Below are 22,220 nucleotides of genomic sequence, written 5' to 3' on the forward strand. Positions count from 1 at the left end.
GCCCAGCCGCCGGCTGCGCCGGCCGCCGCTTCGAATTCACCCTTCCAGGCTTCGTAGGAGCCGAAGTCCTCGGCGATGCGCTCTGCGAGCGCGCCTTCGGGCTCGTCGCCGCCTTCCGGCGACATGTTCTGCCAGAACAGGTCGTGCAGAATGTGTCCCGAGCCGTTGTGGGTGACGTTACGAAGCGCGCCGGCAGACGAGCCGAACTCGCCTGCTTCGCGGTTGTCGGCGAGGGTCTCCTCGGCCGCGTTCCAGCCGTTGACGTAGCCCTGATGGTGGGTGTCGTGATGCCACGTCAGCACCTGCTCGGAGATGTGGGGCTCAAGCGCGTCGTACTCGTACGGGAGGGGGTCAAGTTCGTAGTCTGACATTGGTGTTCGCAGTTAGACCGAGGGACCGAACACACATGTACTTTCGCTGAACGCGATTTACGTAGTGGATGTGATAGTTTACGCTCGCACCTCGACCCACGATTTACTAGCTCTTGGAGAGTGCCTGCGGGCCGAGCAGTAGGACGCCTTTCAAATAGACGAATCCGAGTCGTTCGCCTGGTTCGAGATCTGGGGAGATGCACTCTGCGGGCGGGATAAAGCCCTGGCTTCGCGGAGTTGCCGTTCGTGTTTAGTAGCCAACAATTTATTATAGTAGACCGCCGTCACGAACTGACGTGCTCGAAGAGTTCAACGATTCGTCATTACAAACTGATGGAGCGGTTCCTCCCTCTGAACCGGACCCTATCGCACTCTCGGTGTCAGACCTCCACAAGCAGTACGAGGGTAGCGACGGTCGGGTCACGGCAGTCGAGCAAGTGGACTTCGACATCGAGCGGGGCACCGCCGTCGGGTTGCTCGGACCCAATGGTGCCGGGAAGACGACCACGATTAAATCGTTGCTCGGCCTCATCGTTCCCACGAACGGAACGGTCCAGATTCACGGGACTGACGTACATGACGAACCGGAGCGCGCGTACCAACACATCGGGGCGATGCTGGAGGGCGCTCGGAACGTCTACTGGCGGTTGACGGTTCGGGAGAATATGCGGTTTTTCGCGGCACTCGCCGGAGAGTCGACGGGGCAAACAGAGCGACGTCAACAGGAACTGCTCGATAAATTTGGGCTCACAGACAAAGCTGACTCGACCGTCAGAGAACTCTCGCGGGGCGAAAAGCAGAAAGTCTCGCTCGCCTGCACGCTCGCGAGGGACGCCGACGTCGTTCTGCTGGACGAGCCGACGCTCGGACTCGACGTCGAGAGTTCGCTCGAGCTGCGCAAGGAACTTCGTCGTCTCGTCACGGACCAAGGAACGACGCTTCTCCTGTCGAGCCACGACATGGACGTCATCGAGGACATCTGCGACCGAGTTGTGGTGATGAATGACGGTGAGGTCGTCACTGACCAGAGCGTCTCGGACCTCCTCGACGTGTTCGACATACAGTCGTATCGTATCGTAGTCGATGGGACGCTCTCACAGCGGGACCGTCAGCACCTCTCGGCTCAGTTCGACGCGGACTCGTTCGAGACGAGAGGTGATTCGACCCAGTTTTCGGTCCGCGTCGGCGGCGACGAGTTCTACCGACTCGTCGACGGACTGCGCGAGGTCGGGTGCGAAGTCGAGTCGTTCACTTCGGTCGAACCAGATCTCGAGGAGATATTCATCCAACTGACAAACGAGTCTTCGGAGGGCTCACTCGGATCTGACCGCCCACCACAGATGGACACGCAGACATGAGTTCGGAGCCAGCGCACTCGACTAGCCTCGGTGGGACGACGACACTCGTCGGCCTCGGTCGCCTCCTCTGGGAGGTCATCAGAAAACAGTTCACCGTGATGCTCCGGTACCGCGTGAACTTCGCCATCAACGTGGCGACGATGTACGTGTTCTTCGCCATCGTCTTCTTCGGCGGGCAAGCGGTGGTGGGCGGAATCGGTGGGTCGCCACAATCGCTCGACTCGACGCTCAACGGCGTCATCGTCGGTTGGTTCCTCTGGACGATGGCGCAAGGCGCGTACTCCGGTCTCTCGGGGAACATCACACAGGAGTCCCAGTGGGGAACCCTCGAACAGCTATACATGTCTCCGTTCGGATTCGGCCGCGTCATGCTCCTGAAAGCGGCCTCGAACGTGATTCAGAGCATGGCCATCGGCGGAGTTATCCTCATTCTCATGCTGGTGACCACGGGACGGACGCTCTCGGTCGACCTGCTCACTATCGTCCCCGTGGTAACCGCTTCGCTACTTTCGGTCGTCGGAATCGGGTTCGTGTTCGCGGGTCTCGCGCTCATCTACAAGCGAATCGGTGCGGTTTCGAACCTCATGCAGTTCGCGATGGTCGGTCTCGTGGGTGCCCCAACGGCAGACGTACCGCTCCTTCGACTACTGCCGCTCGTTCAGGGGTCCGCGCTCCTCCAGCAATCGATGCGCCACGGGATTCGACTGTGGGAGTTCTCGGCCGAGGAACTGTCCGTCCTCCTCGGGGTCGGCGTCGGTTACCTCGTCTGCGGATACGTCGTCTTCAAGTACTGCTCGCGGGTCGCTCGTCGCCGCGGCGTCATGGGACACTACTGAGCGAATATCCACCGTTCGGGTGCCGTCCCACTCTCCCCAGCGGCGACGCGAGCTGAGTTTATAACCAATTGCCATTAGATTTATAACATGTCGTCCAGACATACAGTTTGATGTCAGTCGCATTGGACATCGGTATTGCACGTACTGTTGACAAATCACACTACGACGGCCTCTTCGGGTCGATCATCTCCGACAAGTTCGAGATGTCTCACGACAGCACCGGGACGGCGTCGTGTTATCTCCCGTGCCACACGGCCTCGAAGCTCCCCTGCTGCGACACCACCAACTGAGGTGTTTCCGAGCCTTCTCCGCGTCGCTCGACCGCGGAGAAGTACATCAGTTTTTTCTGGCGGCTCGCAGGCGCTCTCCAATTCACCCCACAGCGTACCGATTCACACCTACTATGGCTACATCGACATCTGACGAGACGGTATTCACACAACAACAACGTCGCGAAATCGCCGGTCGTGCCCGGACGCTCCACGAGCGTCTCGAAGGGCCTTCGAACGACCCCGGCCCCGACCCCGAGATATCCCCGACGACGATTCTGGACGAGTGGGAAGGGCTTTTCGCCGACGAAGAACAGTTCTCCGAGCGGCTGTCAGCCGATGGAATCCGGCGGGGAGACATCGAATCGGAGTCGGCGGCCACGAAGTGGCCGAGCGACGTGCCGCTCCCGGCGTGGCTCGAGACAATCGAGGAACTAATCGAGTACCTCCGGTCTTCCGACCCGACGCGCTACTCGAGCACGCCGGATGACGTCCCGTTCCGGGAGCTTTTGACCGGATTCAGCGAGTTCGCGCGGAGTCGGCTCGGGACGCTCTCCGTTCCGGACGAGTCGGTGGAGCCGTTGGTCGAGGGGCTAACCAGACGGTTCCACGCGCTCTGCGTCCGGCCGCTATACGTCGAATTCAAGAGCTTCGTAGAACACTTCGACCCCGAACTAGCTGCGGCCGACCCTGACGAGTTTGACGACCCGCCGACCGAGTACTACGAGGAGTTCATCGACGCGATGTTCGCACATGGGATGTCCAACCTCTGCGTCGAGTACCCCGTTCTCGCCCGGCAAATCGCCGTCATCATCGACAACTGGGTCGATGCGGTCTCCGAACTCTGCCGGCGGATTCGAGACGACACCCCCGCGCTCAAAGCGCGGTTCGACATCGACGGTTCGGTGACCTCGCTCGAACCGCTCTCGACGGACGCGCACGCGAAGGGCCGAATTCCCGTCCGCGTCTCGTTCGGTTCGAGGGACGTTATCTACAAACCGAGAGGTGTCGACGGGGGCGTGGCCCTGTACGAAGTGCTCGAACGCGTGAGCGAACGCACGTCGGTCGCGACCTTTCAGTCCCCGGAGTACCTCCCCAGAGACGGCTACGGGTGGATGGAGCCAATAGCGTACGACGACTTAGCCGATACCGACGCAGTGCGGCGGTACTACGAGCAAGCGGGTCTCCTCACTTGCGTCGCGTACGCGCTCAACATGACCGACTGCCAGTACGAGAACCTGCTCGTAGACGGGGAGAGCCCGATGGTCGTCGACGGCGAGACGGCTTTCCACCCCTCCCTTGACCCGGCGGCCATGCCGACGCCGACGGAAGTGTCCACGGTCGCCCACAGTACGATACTCTCTACGCTCTTGGCACCGTGGTCGGTTGGTGACCCGCGCACCCCGAGCGACGACGATGCAGGCGTTCCCCACGCCGGCTTCGGTAGTTCGAGTGAGCGAGCGTTCAAAGACGTCTCCAAACCCGGTATCGAAGCGGCGAACACGGACGTCATGACAGTAGAGGAAGTCCGGCCAGAGGTCAACCTGACCACGAACACCGCGAGTACCGCGGATGGCGACCACCCGCCGGTTTCGTACACCGAGGCGCTCGTCGAGGGGTTCACCGAAGCGTACGACACCATCCGGTCGCTACACGAAGACGGCGCGTTCTTCAGCGACGTGTTGCCGTCCACCCTCGTCGATGGTATCGAAAATCGGTTGGTGTACCGGGCGACGGCCCGATACGGCTCGATTCTCCGGTCGGCGGCCGCACGCGACCCGCTTCGAGACGGGGCCCGCCTCTCGGTCGAGTACGAAAAGCTCGCGGTCCCCTTCTTCGACGGCCGAATCGACGCCGACGGATACTGGCCGTTGTACGCCGCCGAGCGGAGGGCGCTTCGCCGCCGCGATTTCCCTCGGTTCGCGTCGTCGCCGACGAGTAGTACAGTCACTCACGATAGAAACGAGTTGCCCGTCGATGTCGACACGCCGGGATTCGACCGCTGCCGTCAGCGCGTCGCCTCGATGAGCGACGACGACCGCGACCGACAAGCGTGGCTACTACAGTACGCGTTCGGCCCGCAAGTGCCGGGCCCCGCACCCGAACCTGACGTCTCTGCCGAGGTGTTCGGTGCGACCGCGAAGACCCTGTTCGAGGAGGTTCTGGACGCCGGTATCGAGACGCCAGACGGCGACGCCTGGGTGTCTATCTCACCGACGAAGACGGGTATCGACCTCTATCCGACTGACTTCTCGCTGTACCACGGACGCGGTGGTATCGCGCTGGCGGCCGCGGCACTCTTCGAGACCACGGGCGAGACGCGCTATCGAACCGTGGCGGAAGAGGTCTTATCGCCCGTGCTCGACGCCATCGAAGACGGTGGCCCGCCGCCGAACTTGGGTGGGATGCTCGGCGTCGGGTCGGTCGTCTACACGCTTACGGTCATCTCGGAGCTTCTCGACGCCGACGAATACCGCCGCGCCGCGCGGTCCGCCGCGGACGTCGTCACGGAGTCCCACGTGACGAACGACGAAACGTTCGACGTACTGGAGGGGGCCGCCGGGACCATGCTTGGCCTCCTCGCGTACTACGACCGGCACGGCGACGAGTCCGTTCTCGACCGGGCAGTCGCGTGCGGAGAGCGCCTCCTTGATGGCCGCGTGCTGGAAGACGGCTACCGAGTGTGGCGAACTGCCGAGGATGAACCGCCGCTCACGGGGTTCTCACACGGTGCGTGCGGAATCGGCTACGCGCTCGCCCGCCTCGCCGAGGCGACGGGGGACGAACGGTTCTTGGACGCAACGCGCGAGGCACTCGCCTTCGAATCGGCGCTGTACGACCCGAACCAGAACAACTGGGCGAAATCGCACGAGGACCCGAGCTATGATGATAAGTGGTGTCACGGGCGGTCGGGAATGGCACTCGCTCGGCTCGGCATCGCGGACGCGCTCGACGACAGCGACCTCCACAACGCCGCGATTGACGCGCTCTCGGAGACCGCGCGAGCCGAACCGTCGAACATGGACCACGTCTGCTGCGGGAACTTCGGGCGGGTCGAAGCGCTTCTCGTCGGCGCGCGCCGCGGCCCTCTCGACGGCTCACACGCAATCGAACTGGCCCGCCGGTGTCTCACTCGGAGAGACGCCCACGGCGAGTTTTCGATGACCGGACACACGGCGACCTTTCCGAACCCGATGTTCTTCCACGGCCTCTCCGGCGTCGTCTACTCGCTGTTACGACTGGAGAACCCCGACCGACTTCCCTCCGTCCTCCTCTTGGAGTAAGTGGGGCCTTCACTCTCTACCACCCTCCTCCACTCACTCGTCGTCGCCGACCCGGGCGTCGTCGAGTTCGGCCTGCACCGCGCCCCACGACACCGGCGGTTCGAACGCGGCGAGCGTCGCCTCGAACGACTCGATTCGCGCCCCGTACTCGTCGCCCCACGACGGTCGGACGAGCTCGTCGAGTCGCCCGCGGAGCCGTTCAACGCGGGCGTCGAGTTCGTCGAGGTCGGCGGCAGCGTCGCCGAGACCGTCACTCTCAGCGGCCGACTCGGGAGCCAGTTCCCGCAGGTCGGCGAGTTCGGCCCGCACGTCCTCGACCAGCAGGTCGGAGACGCGGGCGCGGAGCGCGGCGTTGTACCACTCGGTCGCGCGGTCGTCGCCTCCCGCCTCGGGCGTGTCGGCATCGTTCGCGTCGGCGACGAACGCCACTCGGTCGGCAAGCCCGTCGAGCGACTGTTCGAGCGCCGTCACGTCGCCGTCGAGCCCGCGCACGCGAGCGTCGTGGTTCGACAGCCAGCGCTCGAACTCCTCGATGTCGAGTTGTACGTTGTCCGCGTGCGCGGTGAGCGCCTGCGACTCGGACGCGACCTTCCGGAGTCCGAGCACAGTATCGTAGACGGACCGGGGGTCGTCGCGCCACCCGGAGAGCCCCTGTAACTTCTCGCCGAGCGATTCGACCCGCTCGGCCGCGTTCGCGACCTTCGACTCGAACACGTCGAGACGGGACCGAACGGCACCGACGGCCGCGTCGTCGCCGGCGGCCTCACCGGCGTCGTCGAGGTCGATGGACGCGAGTTCGACGCGCGTCTCCGCGGTCGAGAGAATCATCGACGTGTCCGTGACCGCCGAGTCGACGCCGTCGGCCGTCACGATGCCGTCTTCGGTCACGTGGTCGAGCACCGCGCGAACGGTGTCGGGGTCTCGGGACTCGTCGGCGTCCACGACGCGCTCGACCGCCGCGGATTTCGACAGACCGACGATACGTTCTGAGCCGGTGGTTCCGTCCTGCTGGGCCATCGTGCGTACGTATCCCGGGGCCCGTTATATTTTCTGTCGTCTCGATTACGTTCGAGTATATAGGTCTCGGTACCGATGTGTGCGCTAATATCGAACTATTTCGACTCTTAGTGTTACGTTGAACTCTGATAGAACTAAAGTGGTATTATAAACGCATTTTATTTAAAACCGGGTCTGACCACGTGATGGCGCAAGATTCCAAGAAGTTGGCAGGCAGCGTATCACGTCGGCAGTTCCTCGTCGCATCGAGCGCGGCGGGCGTCGCGGGGCTCGCCGGTTGTTCGGGGCAGTCGAACCCCGAGACCGACGCGCCGGCGACCGAAGAAGAAGAGACGGACGCTCCGGAGACCACGACCTCGACCCCCGAGGAGACGACCGAATCGAGCGCGCCGCAGATGCTCACCGCCGAGGGCTCCTCGACGGTGTATCCCATCGCGAACAAGGGGAGTTCCTACTGGAACTCCAACGCGCCGCCGAGCGACGGCGAGTACTGGGGTTCGAACGACGAATCTACCGTCCCCGGCTGGGACGAACTCGGCGCACCGGACATGCGTCTGGCCGACTACTTCGCATCCCTCTACGGCTTCGAGCCGACCGAGACGCAGGCGAACCCCGCGTTCGCAACGTCCATCGGCCTGAGCCACTCCGGGACGGGCTGTAAGTCCGTCCGTGACGGCCTCGTGGACATCGGTAACTCCTCTGGCCCCATCACGGCAGAACTCGGCATCAGCGAAGAAGAGCGCGACGCGAACTACGTGGACCACGTCCTCGGCCGCGACGGCCAGCCCGTCGTCGTCTCGAAGGACGTCTACGACGCAGGCGTGACGGAACTCACCGGCGAAGAAGTTCGCAAAATCTACCAGGACGAAATCACCAACTGGAGCGAAGTCGGCGGCCACGACCAGGAAATCTACGTGGTCGGCCGCGCGGAAGGCTCCGGGACGGACACCTCGTTCCGCCTCAACATGCTCGGCAGCGCCGACGCCTCGATGGAGGGCGTCGACACCCGGAAGGGCCAGAACCAGCAGGTTGCGACCGTCGTCCAGCAGAACGACGGTGCCATCGCGTACATGGCACTCGCGTTCACCGGCCCGCAGGTCCAGCCCATCGGTATCGAATTCGAGGGCACGCTCTACGCGCCGGACAAGAGCGCGGAGCACACCATCTTCGACAGCGACTACCCACTCAACCGCGACCTCCACCAGTACACGACCATCACGGAGGACACCCCGAGCGGGACGGACATGCGCGAAGCCGCGTTCATGAACATGTTCCTGACCACGTTCGGTCAGAAGGTGTTCGTCGAGGACAACAACTACATCCCACTGCCTGACAAGGACCTTCAGTCCGAGAAGGACAAGCTTCCGAGCCAAGCGTAACGCGACTCGGACGCGGTAGCGGTTCCTGAACCTCGTTCTTTCCATTCATCGACGCTCCAATCATGAACGTACTTCCAAACTCCGACGGTGCCGGCCTCCGAGCGGCGGCTCGGCGAGGGCTCCGGCGCGGTCGCGACTTCGTCGACGAGACGCCGCCTGACGCGCTCGTCACGGTCACGGTCGCGGCGGTGTCGCTTCTCGCGGCGTTCGCGGGCTTTCTGGCCGTCTCCTCGCTGACGGCTATCCCGTTCGCGGTGTTCCTCGTCGCGACGGGCTACGGCTGGCTCAGACACCAAGAATTGACAGCGCGCGTGCTCACGCTGACGACGACGGTCTCGACCATCCTCGTCCTCGGGCTCATTCTCGTCTTCATCTTCGCGGAGGCGTGGCCGACCGTGCAGTACGCGACCGTGAACGTCTTCGGCGTGCCGATTCCCGGCCTGCGACTCTTCATCGAGACGCGCTGGAGTCCGGTGACGCCGCCGATTCAGTACTCGCTCGTCCCGATGATTCACGGGACGGTGCTCGTCACCATCATCGCGACGGCGGTCGCCGCCCCGCTGGGCGTGGCCGCGGCGCTCTTCCTCAGCGAAATCGCCCCGCGGACCGTCCGCGAACTCGTCAAACCGGGGGTCGAGATTCTGGCGGGCATCCCTTCCATCGTCTACGGTTTCATCGGCTTTACCATCCTCAGCCCGTGGGCGGCCGACCAGTTCGACATCGTCGGGCAGGGCACGTACCTGTTCGTCGGCATCGTCGTCGGCCTGATGGCGCTCCCGACGGTCGTCTCGGTCGCCGAAGACGCGCTCAACAGCGTCCCCGAGTCGATGAAAAGCGGGTCGCTCGCTCTCGGCACGACCGACTGGCAGACGATGACCTCCATCACGTTGCCGGCGGCGTTCTCGGGCGTCTCGGCCGCGGTCCTCCTCGGCGTGGGCCGCGCCATCGGCGAGACGATGGCGGCCACCGTGATGCTCCGCGGCAGTCCGGGCCTCACGAAGCCGCTGTACAACGTCTTCTACGGTAACGACACGCTCACGTCGCTCATCGCGGCGAACTACGGCGACGCCGACGGTCTCCAGCTCTCGGCGCTGTTCGTCGCGGGCGTCATCCTGTTCGTCACGGTGCTGTTCCTCAGCATCGGCTCGCAGTACATCGAGGCGCGCATGCGCCGGAAGCTCGGAGGTGCCGAATAATGGCGGGCGCGACCGACACCGCGCTCGTCAGCGAGGACACCTCCGAAACAGAAGCGGTCGCCGCCGGCGCGGTGGGACTGGCGGCGGTGCTGTTCGCCCTCTCGCTCGCGTCGGTGTTCGAACTCGTGACCATCACCGACCCCGTCGCGGGCGTGCCGATGGTCGCGCTCCTCGGCGGACTGTTGGTCGTTCTCGGCTTCGCCGTCGTCACCTTCGGCGTCGGCTCCCGACTCGGCTACGTCGCCACCGACCCCAGACCGACCGCCGGGCTTCTCGCCTCCGGGACGTTCGGCCTCATCTGGTTCGTCGTCGGCGGACTGGTCGCCTCGCAGACGCTCGGGCTCGGGACGGCCGGGTGGGTCGTCGCGTCGCTCGTCACCGGCGGGGCCGCGTTCGCGGTGAGCGCGCTCCCCCGCGAGGACATCGGCTCGACGCTCCCCGCCGGCGCGCTGGCCGTCTTCGCCGGCGTCGTCTTCCTCACCGGCGTCATCGGCCCATCGTGGCTCTGGGACCTCGGGTGGGAACAGCAGGCGTCGTTCAACGCCGAGTTCACGATTCCGGTCCTGACGGCGTTCTGTTCCCTGCTCGTCGGCTGGGCCGCCGCGAAGGCCTACGGCGGGTTCGGCGCGCGCGGCCGCCACATCGGCGCGTACGTCCTCGTCTACCTGAACGCCATCTCCATCATCGCGCTGCTGTTCCTCCTCGTCGCGTTTACGGTCCTGAAGGGCCTGCCGGGGCTGTTCAAGGGCCTCGCGTTCGGCGCGGGTGCGGGTCCCGAAGTGACGCTCGTCGGCGTGACGTTCTCGCTTCCCGTCTCGTGGCCGTTCGTGATGAACGGCGTTGCGCTCCTCAACGACGTGAACGGCGTCCTTCCGGCCATCGTGGGCACGATTTGGCTCGTCGTCGGCGCGGTGCTGTTCGCCGTTCCGCTCGGTATCGGTGCGGCAGTCTTCATCACCGAGTACGCCGACCGCGGGCGCTTCACGCAGGTCGTCGAAATCGCAACTAACGGTCTGTGGAGCACGCCCAGCATCGTCTTCGGGCTGTTCGGACTGGCGTTCCTCGTTCCGCGGCTCGGCAACCAGAAGTCGCTGCTGGCGGGGATGCTCACGCTCGGCTTCATGCTCCTCCCGCTCGTCGTCATCACGAGTCGGGAGTCGATGCTGGCGGTCCCCGACGAGTACCGCGACGCGAGCGCAGCCCTCGGCGTCACGAAGTGGCAGACCGTTCGGAGCATCGTCCTCCCGGCAGCGCTTCCGGGCATCGTCACGGGTATCATCCTCGGGGTCGGCCGCATCGCCGGCGAGACCGCGCCGATTCTCCTGACCATGTCGGGGAGCGTCGCCCCGCCGGGCAGCCAGACGGTCGACGTGCTCGGCGGCTTCCAGCTCCAGTACGCGCCGCCGTTCGTCACCAACCCCGAACTGATGCAGGCGACCTCGGCGCTTCCGTATCAGCTCTACTCGCTTATCACCGCGGGCGTCGGGGAGTCGTCGAACATCAGCGCCATCGACGAGTTCCGGTGGGCGACGGCGCTCATCCTGCTCGTGGTCGTCTTGGGCTTCTACGCGATCGGCATCGCGACGCGATACTACTTCCGGAGTAAACTTCAGCACGACTAACCATGAGTGAAACCAGACAGACGACGGACGACGCACAGGCGACGGCGGACAGCGAACTCGCCGGCGGCGCGAGCCCCGGCACCGACCAGCCGCTCGAAGTCACGAGCGGCGAGACGCGCGAGCGGACCCGCGAGGAGTGGGTCGAACACGAGTTCGAGGGCGAGGCGAAGCTCTCGGTCTCCGACCTCGACGTGTACTACGGCGACGACCACGCGCTGAAGAGCGTCTCGATGGAGATTCCCGAAAACAGCGTCACGGCGCTCATCGGCCCCTCCGGCTGCGGGAAGTCGACGTTCCTCCGGTGTCTCAACCGAATGAACGACCGCATCAAGGCCGCGAGCATCGACGGCTCGGTCCGACTCGAAGGCGAGGAACTCTACCAGGACGGCGTCAACCTCGTCGAACTTCGCAAGCGCGTCGGTATGGTGTTCCAGTCGCCGAACCCGTTCCCGAAGAGCATCGCGGACAACATCTCCTACGGCCCGCGGAAGCACGGCGACCTCGACACCGGTCTGCTCGCCAACCTGCTCGGCCGGAGCGACGACGACGCGGTCGACGAACTCGTCGAGCGCTCCCTCCGACAGGCGGCGCTGTGGGACGAGGTGAACGACCGCCTCGACGACAACGCGCTCGGGCTCTCGGGCGGTCAGCAACAGCGGCTCTGCATCGCCCGCGCGCTGGCGACCGACCCCGAAGTGCTGCTCATGGACGAACCCGCCTCGGCGCTCGACCCCATCGCGACCTCGAAAATCGAGGACCTCGTCCACGACCTCGCCGAGGAGTACACGGTCGTCATCGTCACCCACAACATGCAGCAGGCGGCGCGCATCTCGGACCAGACGGCGGTGTTCCTCACCGGCGGCGAACTCGTCGAGTACGGCGACACCGACCAGGTGTTCGAAGACCCCCAGAGCCAGCGCGTCGAGGACTACATCAGCGGGAAGTTCGGGTAGTCGACGCCAGACCCACACCCGCCGTCTCGACCCGGACAGACCGCCGACCCGCCCGCCCGTCCCCGCGGCCGGTATCCCGACTTCGACTTCCCGACGCGACGACGGGGTTCGACGACTTGCCGCCGTCGGAGTCGGCCCATCAGTCGGCGGCGCTCGCTTCTCGCCAGTCGAGCCACCCGCCGAGGCGGGGTCGGCGTCACCGCGGAACTGGCATTCAGACAACACGAACTCAGACAGCCAACACAATGGAGACACGCAAGATTCAGCAGGTCAGCAACGGGACGTTCACCGTCTCGCTCCCCCGAGAGTGGGCGGACGGTGAGGGCATCACCGCCGGAACCGTCGTCAACCTCCACACGCACCTCGACGGGATGTTAGTCGTGCAGGCTCCCGAGCGCGAGGACGATTCGTCGATGCAGTTCACGGTGACTGTCGGTGGGAGCGACGCGGACGGCGGAGTCGACTCCACAGGCGGCGACTTCCTCGAACAGACGCTCCGGGCGGCCTACGCCGCCGGGTCGAAACAGGTCGTCATCGAGGCCGACGGGACGTTCGACGCCGAACAGCGACAGGCCGTCAGGCGGGTCGCACGGAACCTCGTCGGCGTGACCATCACGGAGGAGTCGGACACCGCCGTCACGGTGCGGAACGTCCTCGACGCGAACGAGGTCTCTATCCGCCAGTCGGTTCGACAACTCCAGTTCGTCGCCGTCTCGATGCACCGCGACGCGACCGCCGCACTCACCGGTGCCGCCCCCCTCGACGGCTTCGCGGAGCGCGACGACCGCGCCGACCGCCTGTTCGCCATGGTCGACCGGCACTTCACCCGCGGGCTCGACCGCCTCGACGAGGTGGACGCCCTCGGAGAGACGCGCCCGGAGCTGTTCCGACTCCACACCGCGGCCCGCGAGCTAGAGCGCGTCGCCGACCAGGCCGAGCGAATCGCCGCCGTCGCGTCGGCGGTCGCCGACCCGCTTCCTCCCGCAGTCGCCGACGAGGTGTCCGAACTCGCCGAGTTGGTCCCGGAGTCGCTCGAATCAGCGGTACAGGTCACCCTCGAAGGCGACGACCCCGACGCGGCGCGGGAGGCGCTGGCGGCGCGCGACCGGGTCTGCGAGGGCGTCGCCGACGTGGAGCGACGGCTGTTCGAGGAGGTCGACGCTGACGCGAACTACCGATTCGCGCACGCGCTTCACGCGCTCGAACGAACTGCCGAACACGCCGGTAACGTCGCCGAAGTCGGGCTCAGGACGGCGGTCCGGACCCGAAACATGGACGAAAAGCCCGCCCGCGAGGGCGGCACCGAGTCCGCGGAACACACCCAGCGCGCGTAGGGTGTCCGTTCGGCGGTCGTACTGACTTTCACCACTCGAGGAGCGTCCGAAGGCGAGGAACCGGTCTGTACGTCCGTCCGCGGTCGTCGAAGTAGGCCCGCGTCCGACGCTTGCCGTCGACGATGAACCGAAGGCGGTCCCGCGGCGTTCGGTTCCGCAGGTGGAACGAACTCGCGGGGTCGAACACCAGTCCGCGCGCGTCCTTCCGACACCGACCGCGGATGAGTCGCTGTTCGAGCTTCGCGAGGTCCGCGTCGTGCCAGTGGACGAGGACGCACGCGGGCTGGCCGTCGACCGGCCTCACGTCGTCCGGCGGCGTCAGCCGGAGCCGACCGTCGCGAACGGTCGCGGACGAAACCGGCCAACTTCGGGGATATCCCGCGTCGTCGGTGACGGTCGCGACCACCCGGTCGTACGTCTCCGCCTCTCCGCTGTCGACGCCGGCCGCGCTCCACGTCGGGACCGTCGTCGTGCCATCGGACGGGCGGGAGTCGACTGCAGTCGGCCGAATTTCGATGAGAATCCGAAGCCCGTACCAGTCCAGAAGGAGCAGCCCGAGCCGCGTTCCGAGGAAGTCTGCCGCCTCGACCATCGCCTCCCGTTTCGGCGACGGCGGCTCGTCGCGGATGAGTCGCTCGACGACGGCGGTGTTCGCTTCCAAGTCGTCGTCTCGAACCGTTGCGCGTCCAGTGAGGTGCAATCGACCCTCACCTTCGTGGAGCAGGAGCGACACCCGCGGGTTGGCCGCCGCTCGCTCGGCTTTCCCCGCGAACGCCGGCGCGGCCGTTACCACGACGACCTCCCGTTCGCGGTCGAAAAAGGGCGTGACCGGCACCACCGCCGGGCGGTTGTCGCGGGTCGTCGCGAACTCGGCCGTCAGCGAGTCGTACACGGCGTCTCGAATCCGGTCGGTCGCGGTGGACGCCGTCACAGACGACTCCGGGGGCGCGGCAATCGATCCGTTTCCGGAGCTTCGATGCGAACCCAGCGCCGAGGACAAGGGTCAGTCATCGAATCCCCAGCCGCTCGTGCGCAGCCCTCGGAACGTCGACCGCAGTCCGCGCTCGGCCTCGCCGGGGTGTGGGAGTCCCAGCCGAAACGCGACCTCGTCCTGCCGCTTCGGCGGGTCGAACAGTTGTGGCTCAGACAGCCCCCAGACAGTCGGGGGCGGCGCTCCGGCCCCCGTGCGCTCGACGATGCCACCGACGGCTCGGCGGGCCGCCTCGTTCGCGCTCTCCATCGTCGCCAAGTCAGTGTCCGTGCGGACGTAGTCGGCCGCCAACACGAGGTTCGGTGCGTCGGTCACCGCAGGGGGCCGGTCTCGGAGCGAGCCGACCGTGTTGATTAGCAGCGGTTCGTGATTCTCCATGCCGTCGCCGGTCTCGACGATTGCGGGGTCGAGAACCCAGTCGTACAGGTACTCGGTCGAGAGCCGCTCCGCATCCCGGTTGAGGTGAGCCGTCAGTTGGTGCCAGACCTCGGTTTTGATCTCCTCGCGGCTACACTCGCGGGCCGGCTTGTCGTACACCGATCCGGGGGTCTCCCAGTCCGAGATAATGGCGGAGAGGACCCCTCGAATCGAGCCGTCGGCACACGTCTCGATGTCGAACGGGCCGTCGTCCCAGAACTGGCGCTGCGAGATCGCGGTCAGCGCCCACGGGGAGTCTGTGTACGCTTGATGGCCGCGCGCGAGTGGCAGGTCCTCGGTGAGGTAGAACTGAATCCCGTTCATCCAAGCGGTGTCGAGTCGCCCGATGGTTCCGAGCGACGGGGCCGCCAGCCGGAGTTCCGGCGTCACCAACGACGCCATTACCTCGACCGGAAGCGCCGCCACGTAGTAGTCCGCGGTCACTCGTTCCCCGCCGGCGAGTTCGACGCCGGTGACGCGACGGCCGTCGGAGTCGATTTTCGTGACCGGCGATTCCGTGCGGACGGACACGCCCAACGATTCCAGATAGGACTCCCACGGCGTCATCCAGACCTCGCTCGTCGGGCCGTTGAGCACCGCCTCGGTCGGCCGGTTGGGGTCAATCTGATCGAGCATCAACTGCGCGTAGATCTGTCCGATGGTACGGGCGCTCCCGCGCTGGGGCTTCAGCGCGACGAGTGCCTGCGTGCTCTCGGCGAGGTGCTTGCGGTAGGCCGGTGACTGCGCCTCCGCGTCGACGAACTCCCACCACGACACGCGGTCGAGTTCCCGTTCGCGGCGCGCTCGACAACTCGTCAGCAGCACCAGCAGGCGTCGTAAGAAGTAGTTCGTCTCGGCGGGGCTGATTTCGCCGCCGCCGATTGTCGGTTTGAGCGCGGCGACCCACTCGGCAATCGTGTTCGGCGTCCGCGTCTCGGACCGCATCTCTTCGCCCGTCGTCGTCGCGATGAGCGTTTCGTCCGTCTCGACGAGGTTGTCCGCGACCGTGCCCCCGGCCGCCCGCGGAATTCGGCCGAGCGTGTCGCGGAGATTCCGATAAAACCCCGGGAAGAACCGAAACCCGTGTTCTGCCGGCAGCGAGTGACCGTCGTCACCGGAGGGGACCGAGAAGCTCCGAGCTTTCCCGCCCAGTCGCGATTTGGCCTCGTACACGGTCACGTCGAAGCCGCGTTCCCCGAGTTCGTGCGCCGCGCTCAGCCCGCCGACCCCTCCCCCGAGAACGGCGACTCGAAAACTGCCTGCTGACATACGCTACTCGTGGTGCGAGACGGAATAATTATTTGCAATATCGAAGCATCTGCCGTCTCAGCGGGCGAGAACCGCGGCACACCCGCCCCGTAGCAGAGAACGGGTCGACGGAGACGACGAGAGCGTCGCTACAACGTGGTTGCGTCTTCGGGAACTTCGGGAACTGACGTCCAACACCGGTTCCGAGAGTCGTCAGCGGAGACGAGCGGGGTATCAGAACAGAGGGGTGTGTGCGCGAGTCGATAGACGAACTCGCCGTGGCTCACGTAGTACCCCGATGGAATCGACGCTTCGTGCTCCGAGCGGTCGTAGTACGGAAGGTCCTCGAGTGCGGCCGCGACAGCCGCGTACTCGTCTCTGGCCAGACGAAAGTCCATCACGCTGTAGGGGTCTCGTTGGGTCACTCGGTCGAGCGCTCGCAGTATCAACTCCGCTCCGTCGAGTCGTTCGTCCGAGGCGGAAACGATCTCCGCGGCCTCCGGTGACGGGATGTGCATCACCGTGAGTACGCCCCCGTTGACTCCTTCGATGGTGAGACAGCCGCTCAGCGCGGCGACCGAACCGAGCCCGATGTTGCAAGTAGCGACCGCCGATTCACGACGCTGTAACTCCGACGGAGTCACATCACCGTTCCGGTGCCCGGCGCGTTCTGGCCGGGGCTCACGCGACTTCGGGAACGAGATTCGTCAGGGCGCGGTCGCCGAACAGGACGACGAGCGCCGCGCCAACGAGGTTAAAGACGAGGTCGAGGGCGGTGTCGGCCCGGCCGTAGGAGACGAGCACGGGTTCGATACCGAGCGCGTCGGCCCCGCGGTGGATGGCGTACTCGGCGAGTTCCCAGAGCACGCCGGCGCAGACCACGACCGCGAGGACGCGCGTCGAGGGGTCGCGGCCGCGGCGGCGCGAGAGGACGTAGACGACCCCGCCGAGAATCGTCGCCGAGTGGGCGTGGGTGAGGTGGTCCCACCACCACACGTCGTCGTAGGGGCCGAGCATCCCGACCGAGTGGGTCAGCATCGCCGATTCGACGTAGAGGCGCTGCCACGGACGGAACTCGACGCCGGCCAGTCGCTCGACTGCGACGGGGAGGAACGTGCCCGCGAGGGCGAACACGGCGTTCACCATCGCGGCCGGGTTGCGGCGGCGGAGCCCCGTCAGGAACACGGCGACGATGGCAGCCCTGATTCCGTCGTCTGGTCGCCGCCGTCCCGCTGAATCACTCGTCTCGGTCACGGTTGTTCTCACCGAGACTGTCGTCGGCTTCGGGTAAAAACGTTGACAGCCGGACGGCGGTCGGTTCCGGACGAACGGCCGCCCTCAGACGACGGTCGCGAGCGCGTCCATCACGCGGTCGACCTTCTCCACGTCGGCGTTGTAACCCATGTGGCCGACGCGGAGGATGTCGTCGGCGAGGTCGGCGAGGCCGGTCGCGAGGACGATGTCGTGTTCGGCTTCGAGTTCGTTCCGGACGCGTTTCGCCTCGTCGGGAAGGTAAAACGCCGTCACCGTCGGAGCGCTCCGCTCGGCGTCGGGGTAGAGGTCGAGTCCGAGGTCGGCCCCGCGCTCGCGGCAGTGCGCGGCGGCCTCCTCGTGGCGCTCGTAGACGGCGTCGAGGCCCGCTTCGAGGAGCATCGACAGCGACTCGTCGAGGGCGGCGACGTTCGCGCCGAGGTGGGTGTACGGGAAGCCCCCGCTCGTGTCGCGCCACGGCAGGAGGTTCGTGTAGAGGGAGTCGGGGTCGCGCTCCTCGATGACCTCCCACGCGCGGTCGCTGACGGCGACCGTGGTGAGGCCCGGGGGCGAGCTGAACGCCTTCTGGGACGCGCCGAGGTTGATGTCGATGTGCTCGCTCGGGACGGGGGTGCCGCCGAGCGAGGAGACGGCGTCGACGATGGTCAACACGCCGTGGTCGGACAGAAGTTCGAGGACCGGCGCGATGTCGTTGAGCGTCCCCGTCGGCGTCTCGCAGTGGACCATCGTGGCGACCTCGAACTCGCCCTCGTGGAGCGCGGCTTCGACGCCCGTCACGTCGAGCGGGTCGGTGTAGTCGGCACCGACGACGGTCGGTTCGCCGCCGTAGCTCTCGACGAAGTCGGCGAAGCCGTCGCCGTAGAGGCCGTTCGAGACGCAGAGCACGTCGTCGCCGGGGGCGACCGTGGAGGCGATGGCGGCTTCGAGACCGAGGATACCCTCACCGCCCATGACGACCACGTCGTCGTCGGTGTCGTAGACCCGCCGGAGCTTCTCGCAGACGCCGTCGTAGGTGTCGAAGAAGGACTGCTCGATATCGGGATTCGGCATCGGCTCGCTCAGTCGGTCGCGGACCCGCGGCGGCACGGCCGTGGGACCGGGTGTCATCAGCATGGATTCCCGTTACGAACAGAGCGTCTTAGCAGTACGGCATCCGCGGCGGGTGCCCGACCACGGCCTGCTCGGCGGGGGTGGTGGGCGGCGGACGCGGCCGGCGAGCGCGACCGCCAGCGCCGGCGGCGGACGGGAAGGCACAAAAGCGCCCTCGCCGTCACCCACGTGTATGGGCAAACTCTCACCTGCGGACCTCGACCGTTACGTCTTCTCGCGGACGGGGGCCCCCAACGACGACCTGCTCGTCGGGGCCGGCTACGGCGAGGACGCCGCCGCCGTCGCCACCGGCGAGGGGACGATGGTCGTCAGCACCGACCCCATCTCGCTCGCCGCCGAGCGCATCGGCACCCTCGGCGTCGCTATCGCCAGCAACGACGTGGCCGCCTGCGGGGGCGTGCCCGAGTGGCTCGTGAGCACCGTCCTCCTCCCCGAACCCGACGTGGACCTGCTCGACGACATCACCGCCCAACTCGACGCGGAGGCCAACAGACTCGGCATCAGTATCGTCGGCGGCCACACCGAGACGGTCGCCGGTCTCTCCCGGCCGCTCCTGTCGCTCACCTGTATGGGTCCGACCGACCGGTACGTCCCGACCGGCGGCGCGGAACCCGGCGACGCGGTGATTCTCACCAAGGGTGCCGGCGTCGAGGGCACCGCCGTCCTCGCCACCGACTTCCGCGCCGACCTCGATGCCGCCGGCGTCGACGCCGAGACGGTCGAGCGCGCCGCGGGCTTCTTCGACGACATCAGCGTCCTCCCCGAATCCGCCGTGCTCGCGTCCGACGCGACCGCGATGCACGACCCGACCGAGGGCGGCGTCCTCAACGGACTGGTCGAACTCGCCTGCGCTTCCGGCGTCCGAATCGAGGTCGACGGCGACGACGTGCCCGTCCGCCCCGAGACGCGGGCGCTCTGCGACGCGATGGGCGTCGACCCGATGCGGATTCTCGGCTCCGGCGCGCTCCTCGCGGCGGTCCCCGGCGACGAGGCCGACGAGGTGCTCGCCGCGCTCGACGACGAGCGAATCGAGGCGACAGTCGTCGGAACCGTCGAGGCGGCGGACGACGGCACGAGCGCGGCCGCGGACACTGTCGTTGATTCGGACGTGGGCGTCGTCTACGACGGGACCGACTACGCCGACGGCGTCGAAGACGACATGTACGACCTCTGGGACTGAGCAGAACGCGAGTCACCGACCGACGCCGCCCCCGGCGACCGACCCAACACAACTTTGACTACTGAAATTTCACTTGTTGATATGACTGCTGAACGTCCGTCTCGACTCGCGAGCGACCCGCCGGGAGCGCCGTCCGCGACCCGGGCCGCGGTGACCAGATGAGAGGCGTCGTCGTCGCCGGCACGGCCTCCGGCGTCGGGAAGACGGTCACGACGCTCGCGGTGTGCCGTGCGCTCGAACGCGAGGGCTACGCGGTCCAGCCGGCCAAGGCCGGCCCCGACTTCATCGACCCCTCACACCACGCCGCCGTCGTCGGCAAACCGTCGCGGACGCTCGACCCGTGGCTCGAAGGCGAAGACGGCATGCGCCGGACCTACGCCCGCGGCGAGGGCGACATCTGCGTCGTCGAAGGCATGATGGGCCTCTACGACGGCGACACCTCGACGGCTCGGGTCGCCGCCCTCCTCGACCTCCCCGTGGTCCTCGTCGCGGACGCGAGGGCCGGGATGCAGAGCGTCGCGGCGACGGCCTACGGCTTCCGGACCTACGCGGACCGCATGGGCATCGAGGCCGACGTGGCCGGCGTCATCGCCTCCCGCGCCCACGGCGGCCGACACGCCGAAGGCATCCGCGACGCCCTCCCCGAGGAACTGCCGTATCTCGGTCGAATCCCGCCGAGCGACGACCTCGAAATCCCCGAGCGCCACCTCGGACTCCACCTCGGCGACGAGGCCCCGCTGTCCGACGAGGCGCTCGACGCCGCGGCCGACGGGATTCGCGCCGACGCGCTCGCCGAGGTGGCGCGAAAACCCGAGTGGAACACCGAGGAGTTCGAAGCGGGCATTCGAGCCGAGTCGTCCCAAGCTACGGATTCCGACGGTCCGACGGTCGCCGTCGCCCGCGACGAGGCGTTCTGTTTCGTCTACCCGTCGACCCTCGACAGACTGGAATCGCTCGGAACCGCCTCGTACTTCTCGCCGGTCGCCGGCGACGACCTCCCCGACTGCGACGGCGTCTATCTGCCCGGCGGCTACCCCGAGCGGTTCGCCGCGGAACTCGCGTCGTCGACGACGCTCCCGGCGCTCGCCGACCGGGCCGCCGACGGCCTGCCGGTGTTCGGCGAGTGCGGCGGCCTGATGGCGCTCACCGAGTCGCTGACGACGACCGACGGCGACACCCACGAGATGGCCGGTATCCTCCCCGCCGACGTGACGATGCGGGAGCGCTATCAGGCGCTCGACCACGTGGAACTCCGCGCGACCGACGGGACGCTGACCGCCGACGCGGGCGAGACGCTCCGCGGCCACGAGTTCCACTACTCGTCGGCCGACCCCGCGACCGACGCCCGGTTCGCCTTCGACGTGGAGCGCGGCACCGGTATCGACGGCCGCGAGGGACTCACGGAGTACCGAACCCTCGGCACCTACGCCCACGTCCACCCCGAGAGCGGGGCCTTCGACCGCTTCGTCTCGCGGCTGGCGGACTGACCGCGGCGAGAGCGCGAGGGCGTGAGAGCGCGGGAGCGAGGGCGGCGAACCCCTATATACGAAGCCGCGACAAGCACCGACCGACGACCGACCCACGCGGGGCGGGACGGACCTGACCGATCCGCACCGATCCGACCCCGACGCGACACCGATTCACACTCAACGATGACCGACGCACCCGACGGAAATCCCGAGACAGACGACGAGACCACCCCCGACTCGGTTCGAGCGAACACCCCTGGCCGCGGCGTCCGCCCCGAAGCGGCCGCCATCGAACCCGCCGCGCCCGACGACTTCGGCCTCGTGCAGGTGTGGTGGGGCGACGGCAAGGGCAAGACCACGGCCGCGATGGGCATGGGCTTCCGCGCCGCCGGCCACGGCTACCGCGTCCACATGCTCCAGTTCCTGAAGGGCGGCGCGGACTCCGTCGAGGCCGTCCGTGGGGAGTACAACGCTATCGCGGCGATGCCCGGCTTCTCCTTCGAGAACCTCGGCCACTACGGCTGGGCCGGCATGGCCGACGGGAGCGACGACGCCGACCACGAGGCGCAGGTCGCCGCCGGTCTCGACCGGGCGCGCGAACTCGTCGACGCCGCGGCCGACGCCGACCTCACCGAACCGCTCGCCCTCGACGGCCCGCCGGAGGACGGCGTCCATCTCCTCATCATCGACGAACTCCTCTACGCCGTCGCGATGGGACTGCTCGACGAGGAAGACGTGCTCGACCTCGTGGAGCGAAAGCCCGAGCATCTCGAACTCGTGTTGACCGGGAGCCACGAGGAACCGACCTACGTCTCCGACGCCGCCGACCTCGTGACCAACGTTCGAAAGGAGAAACACCCCATCGACGCCGGCCAGCGCGCGAGAAAAGGAACTGAATACTGAGCGCGTCGGCC

Annotated in this window: 18 protein-coding genes and 1 pseudogene; 12 read left to right on the plus strand and 7 right to left on the minus strand. The window is 66.7% G+C overall.

From position 1 onward, the window contains the following. A pseudogene (gene sod / locus C5B91_RS14725) lies at positions 1-371 on the minus strand (superoxide dismutase [Mn]); the annotation flags it as partial. Positions 372-748: 377 nt separating this feature from the next. On the opposite strand from sod, the gene C5B91_RS14730 reads away from it, so the two are divergent. The 4 genes from C5B91_RS14730 to C5B91_RS14745 all read left to right on the plus strand — a co-directional run bounded on the left by C5B91_RS14730 (position 749) and on the right by C5B91_RS14745 (position 6,118). Beyond that, a complete protein-coding gene (locus tag C5B91_RS14730; protein ID WP_008093835.1) occupies positions 749-1,729 on the plus strand; it encodes an ABC transporter ATP-binding protein in 981 nt (326 codons plus the stop codon). Beyond that, a complete protein-coding gene (locus C5B91_RS14735) occupies positions 1,726-2,565 on the plus strand; it encodes a hypothetical protein (protein WP_008093836.1) in 840 nt (279 codons plus the stop codon). Before C5B91_RS14730 ends, C5B91_RS14735 begins: the two co-directional genes overlap by 4 nt. Positions 2,566-2,675: 110 nt before the next feature. Next, positions 2,676-2,855 carry a hypothetical protein gene (locus C5B91_RS14740; protein ID WP_049968935.1) on the plus strand — a complete coding sequence of 60 codons (180 nt, stop codon included), beginning with the start codon at positions 2,676-2,678 and terminating at the stop codon, positions 2,853-2,855. A gap of 113 nt (positions 2,856-2,968) precedes the next feature. After that, a complete protein-coding gene (locus C5B91_RS14745; RefSeq protein WP_115819914.1) occupies positions 2,969-6,118 on the plus strand; it encodes a type 2 lanthipeptide synthetase LanM family protein in 3,150 nt (1,049 codons plus the stop codon). 33 nt (positions 6,119-6,151) lie between these two features. Here C5B91_RS14745 and C5B91_RS14750 read toward each other — a convergent pair whose 3' ends face one another. Continuing rightward, positions 6,152-7,135, minus strand: a complete 984-nt coding sequence (locus tag C5B91_RS14750; protein ID WP_115819915.1) for a halo transducer protein — start codon at positions 7,133-7,135, stop codon at positions 6,152-6,154. 185 nt (positions 7,136-7,320) lie between these two features. Between C5B91_RS14750 and C5B91_RS14755 the strand changes: the two genes are divergently transcribed. The 5 genes from C5B91_RS14755 to C5B91_RS14775 all read left to right on the plus strand — a co-directional run bounded on the left by C5B91_RS14755 (position 7,321) and on the right by C5B91_RS14775 (position 13,619). Then, positions 7,321-8,514: a substrate-binding domain-containing protein gene (locus C5B91_RS14755; protein WP_008093842.1), complete on the plus strand. Its 1,194-nt coding sequence runs from the start codon at positions 7,321-7,323 to the stop codon at positions 8,512-8,514. A 62-nt stretch (positions 8,515-8,576) separates the two neighbouring features. Further along, positions 8,577-9,710 (plus strand): phosphate ABC transporter permease subunit PstC, encoded by a 1,134-nt coding sequence (pstC, locus tag C5B91_RS14760; protein ID WP_008093844.1) that lies wholly within the window; start codon positions 8,577-8,579, stop codon positions 9,708-9,710. After that, a complete protein-coding gene (gene pstA, locus C5B91_RS14765; protein WP_115819916.1) occupies positions 9,710-11,332 on the plus strand; it encodes a phosphate ABC transporter permease PstA in 1,623 nt (540 codons plus the stop codon). The genes pstC and pstA overlap by 1 nt, the downstream gene beginning before the upstream one ends. Before the next feature lie 2 nt (positions 11,333-11,334). Continuing rightward, positions 11,335-12,285 carry a phosphate ABC transporter ATP-binding protein PstB gene (gene pstB, locus C5B91_RS14770; RefSeq protein WP_049968938.1) on the plus strand — a complete coding sequence of 317 codons (951 nt, stop codon included), beginning with the start codon at positions 11,335-11,337 and terminating at the stop codon, positions 12,283-12,285. Between the two features lie 245 nt (positions 12,286-12,530). After that, entirely contained in the window at positions 12,531-13,619 is a 1,089-nt protein-coding gene (locus C5B91_RS14775; protein WP_115819917.1) for a phosphate uptake regulator PhoU, read from the plus strand. 28 nt (positions 13,620-13,647) lie between these two features. On the opposite strand, the gene C5B91_RS14780 is transcribed toward C5B91_RS14775, so the two are convergent. From C5B91_RS14780 to C5B91_RS14800, 5 genes are all read right to left on the minus strand, one after another. Beyond that, positions 13,648-14,550 carry a pyridoxamine 5'-phosphate oxidase family protein gene (locus C5B91_RS14780; RefSeq protein ID WP_115819918.1) on the minus strand — a complete coding sequence of 301 codons (903 nt, stop codon included), beginning with the start codon at positions 14,548-14,550 and terminating at the stop codon, positions 13,648-13,650. Positions 14,551-14,622: 72 nt separating this feature from the next. Then, positions 14,623-16,296 carry an FAD-dependent oxidoreductase gene (locus tag C5B91_RS14785; protein WP_049968940.1) on the minus strand — a complete coding sequence of 558 codons (1,674 nt, stop codon included), beginning with the start codon at positions 16,294-16,296 and terminating at the stop codon, positions 14,623-14,625. Positions 16,297-16,424: 128 nt separating this feature from the next. Beyond that, positions 16,425-16,919 (minus strand): hypothetical protein, encoded by a 495-nt coding sequence (locus C5B91_RS14790; protein ID WP_233514267.1) that lies wholly within the window; start codon positions 16,917-16,919, stop codon positions 16,425-16,427. 37 nt (positions 16,920-16,956) lie between these two features. Beyond that, complete coding sequence (locus tag C5B91_RS14795) at positions 16,957-17,541, minus strand: hypothetical protein (protein WP_049968941.1); 585 nt, start codon at positions 17,539-17,541, stop codon at positions 16,957-16,959. A 72-nt stretch (positions 17,542-17,613) separates the two neighbouring features. After that, positions 17,614-18,660 carry an alanine--glyoxylate aminotransferase family protein gene (locus tag C5B91_RS14800; RefSeq protein ID WP_115819919.1) on the minus strand — a complete coding sequence of 349 codons (1,047 nt, stop codon included), beginning with the start codon at positions 18,658-18,660 and terminating at the stop codon, positions 17,614-17,616. Between the two features lie 169 nt (positions 18,661-18,829). Between C5B91_RS14800 and C5B91_RS14805 the strand changes: the two genes are divergently transcribed. The 3 genes from C5B91_RS14805 to C5B91_RS14815 all read left to right on the plus strand — a co-directional run bounded on the left by C5B91_RS14805 (position 18,830) and on the right by C5B91_RS14815 (position 22,209). Then, a complete protein-coding gene (locus C5B91_RS14805; RefSeq protein WP_115819920.1) occupies positions 18,830-19,837 on the plus strand; it encodes an AIR synthase family protein in 1,008 nt (335 codons plus the stop codon). Positions 19,838-19,995: 158 nt separating this feature from the next. Continuing rightward, positions 19,996-21,324: a cobyrinic acid a,c-diamide synthase gene (locus tag C5B91_RS14810; RefSeq protein WP_115819921.1), complete on the plus strand. Its 1,329-nt coding sequence runs from the start codon at positions 19,996-19,998 to the stop codon at positions 21,322-21,324. Positions 21,325-21,489: 165 nt separating this feature from the next. Further along, positions 21,490-22,209 (plus strand): cob(I)yrinic acid a,c-diamide adenosyltransferase, encoded by a 720-nt coding sequence (locus C5B91_RS14815; protein ID WP_115819922.1) that lies wholly within the window; start codon positions 21,490-21,492, stop codon positions 22,207-22,209. Positions 22,210-22,220: the final 11 nt, after the last annotated feature.

This window comes from Haloferax sp. Atlit-10N, assembly GCF_003586325.1.
GTDB lineage: Archaea > Halobacteriota > Halobacteria > Halobacteriales > Haloferacaceae > Haloferax > Haloferax prahovense.

Excerpts from the sequence above, each read along its gene's own strand:
- C5B91_RS14735 (WP_008093836.1), top strand. The coding sequence starts at position 1,726 with ATGAGTTCGGAGCCAGCGCACTCGACTAGCCTCGGTGGGACGACGACA.
- C5B91_RS14740 (WP_049968935.1), top strand. The coding sequence starts at position 2,676 with ATGTCAGTCGCATTGGACATCGGTATTGCACGTACTGTTGACAAATCA.
- C5B91_RS14745 (WP_115819914.1), top strand. The coding sequence starts at position 2,969 with ATGGCTACATCGACATCTGACGAGACGGTATTCACACAACAACAACGT.
- C5B91_RS14750 (WP_115819915.1), bottom strand. The coding sequence starts at position 7,135 with ATGGCCCAGCAGGACGGAACCACCGGCTCAGAACGTATCGTCGGTCTG.
- C5B91_RS14755 (WP_008093842.1), top strand. The coding sequence starts at position 7,321 with ATGGCGCAAGATTCCAAGAAGTTGGCAGGCAGCGTATCACGTCGGCAG.
- pstC (WP_008093844.1), top strand. The coding sequence starts at position 8,577 with ATGAACGTACTTCCAAACTCCGACGGTGCCGGCCTCCGAGCGGCGGCT.
- pstA (WP_115819916.1), top strand. The coding sequence starts at position 9,710 with ATGGCGGGCGCGACCGACACCGCGCTCGTCAGCGAGGACACCTCCGAA.
- pstB (WP_049968938.1), top strand. The coding sequence starts at position 11,335 with ATGAGTGAAACCAGACAGACGACGGACGACGCACAGGCGACGGCGGAC.
- C5B91_RS14775 (WP_115819917.1), top strand. The coding sequence starts at position 12,531 with ATGGAGACACGCAAGATTCAGCAGGTCAGCAACGGGACGTTCACCGTC.
- C5B91_RS14785 (WP_049968940.1), bottom strand. The coding sequence starts at position 16,296 with ATGTCAGCAGGCAGTTTTCGAGTCGCCGTTCTCGGGGGAGGGGTCGGC.
- C5B91_RS14800 (WP_115819919.1), bottom strand. The coding sequence starts at position 18,660 with ATGCTGATGACACCCGGTCCCACGGCCGTGCCGCCGCGGGTCCGCGAC.
- C5B91_RS14805 (WP_115819920.1), top strand. The coding sequence starts at position 18,830 with ATGGGCAAACTCTCACCTGCGGACCTCGACCGTTACGTCTTCTCGCGG.
- C5B91_RS14810 (WP_115819921.1), top strand. The coding sequence starts at position 19,996 with ATGAGAGGCGTCGTCGTCGCCGGCACGGCCTCCGGCGTCGGGAAGACG.
- C5B91_RS14815 (WP_115819922.1), top strand. The coding sequence starts at position 21,490 with ATGACCGACGCACCCGACGGAAATCCCGAGACAGACGACGAGACCACC.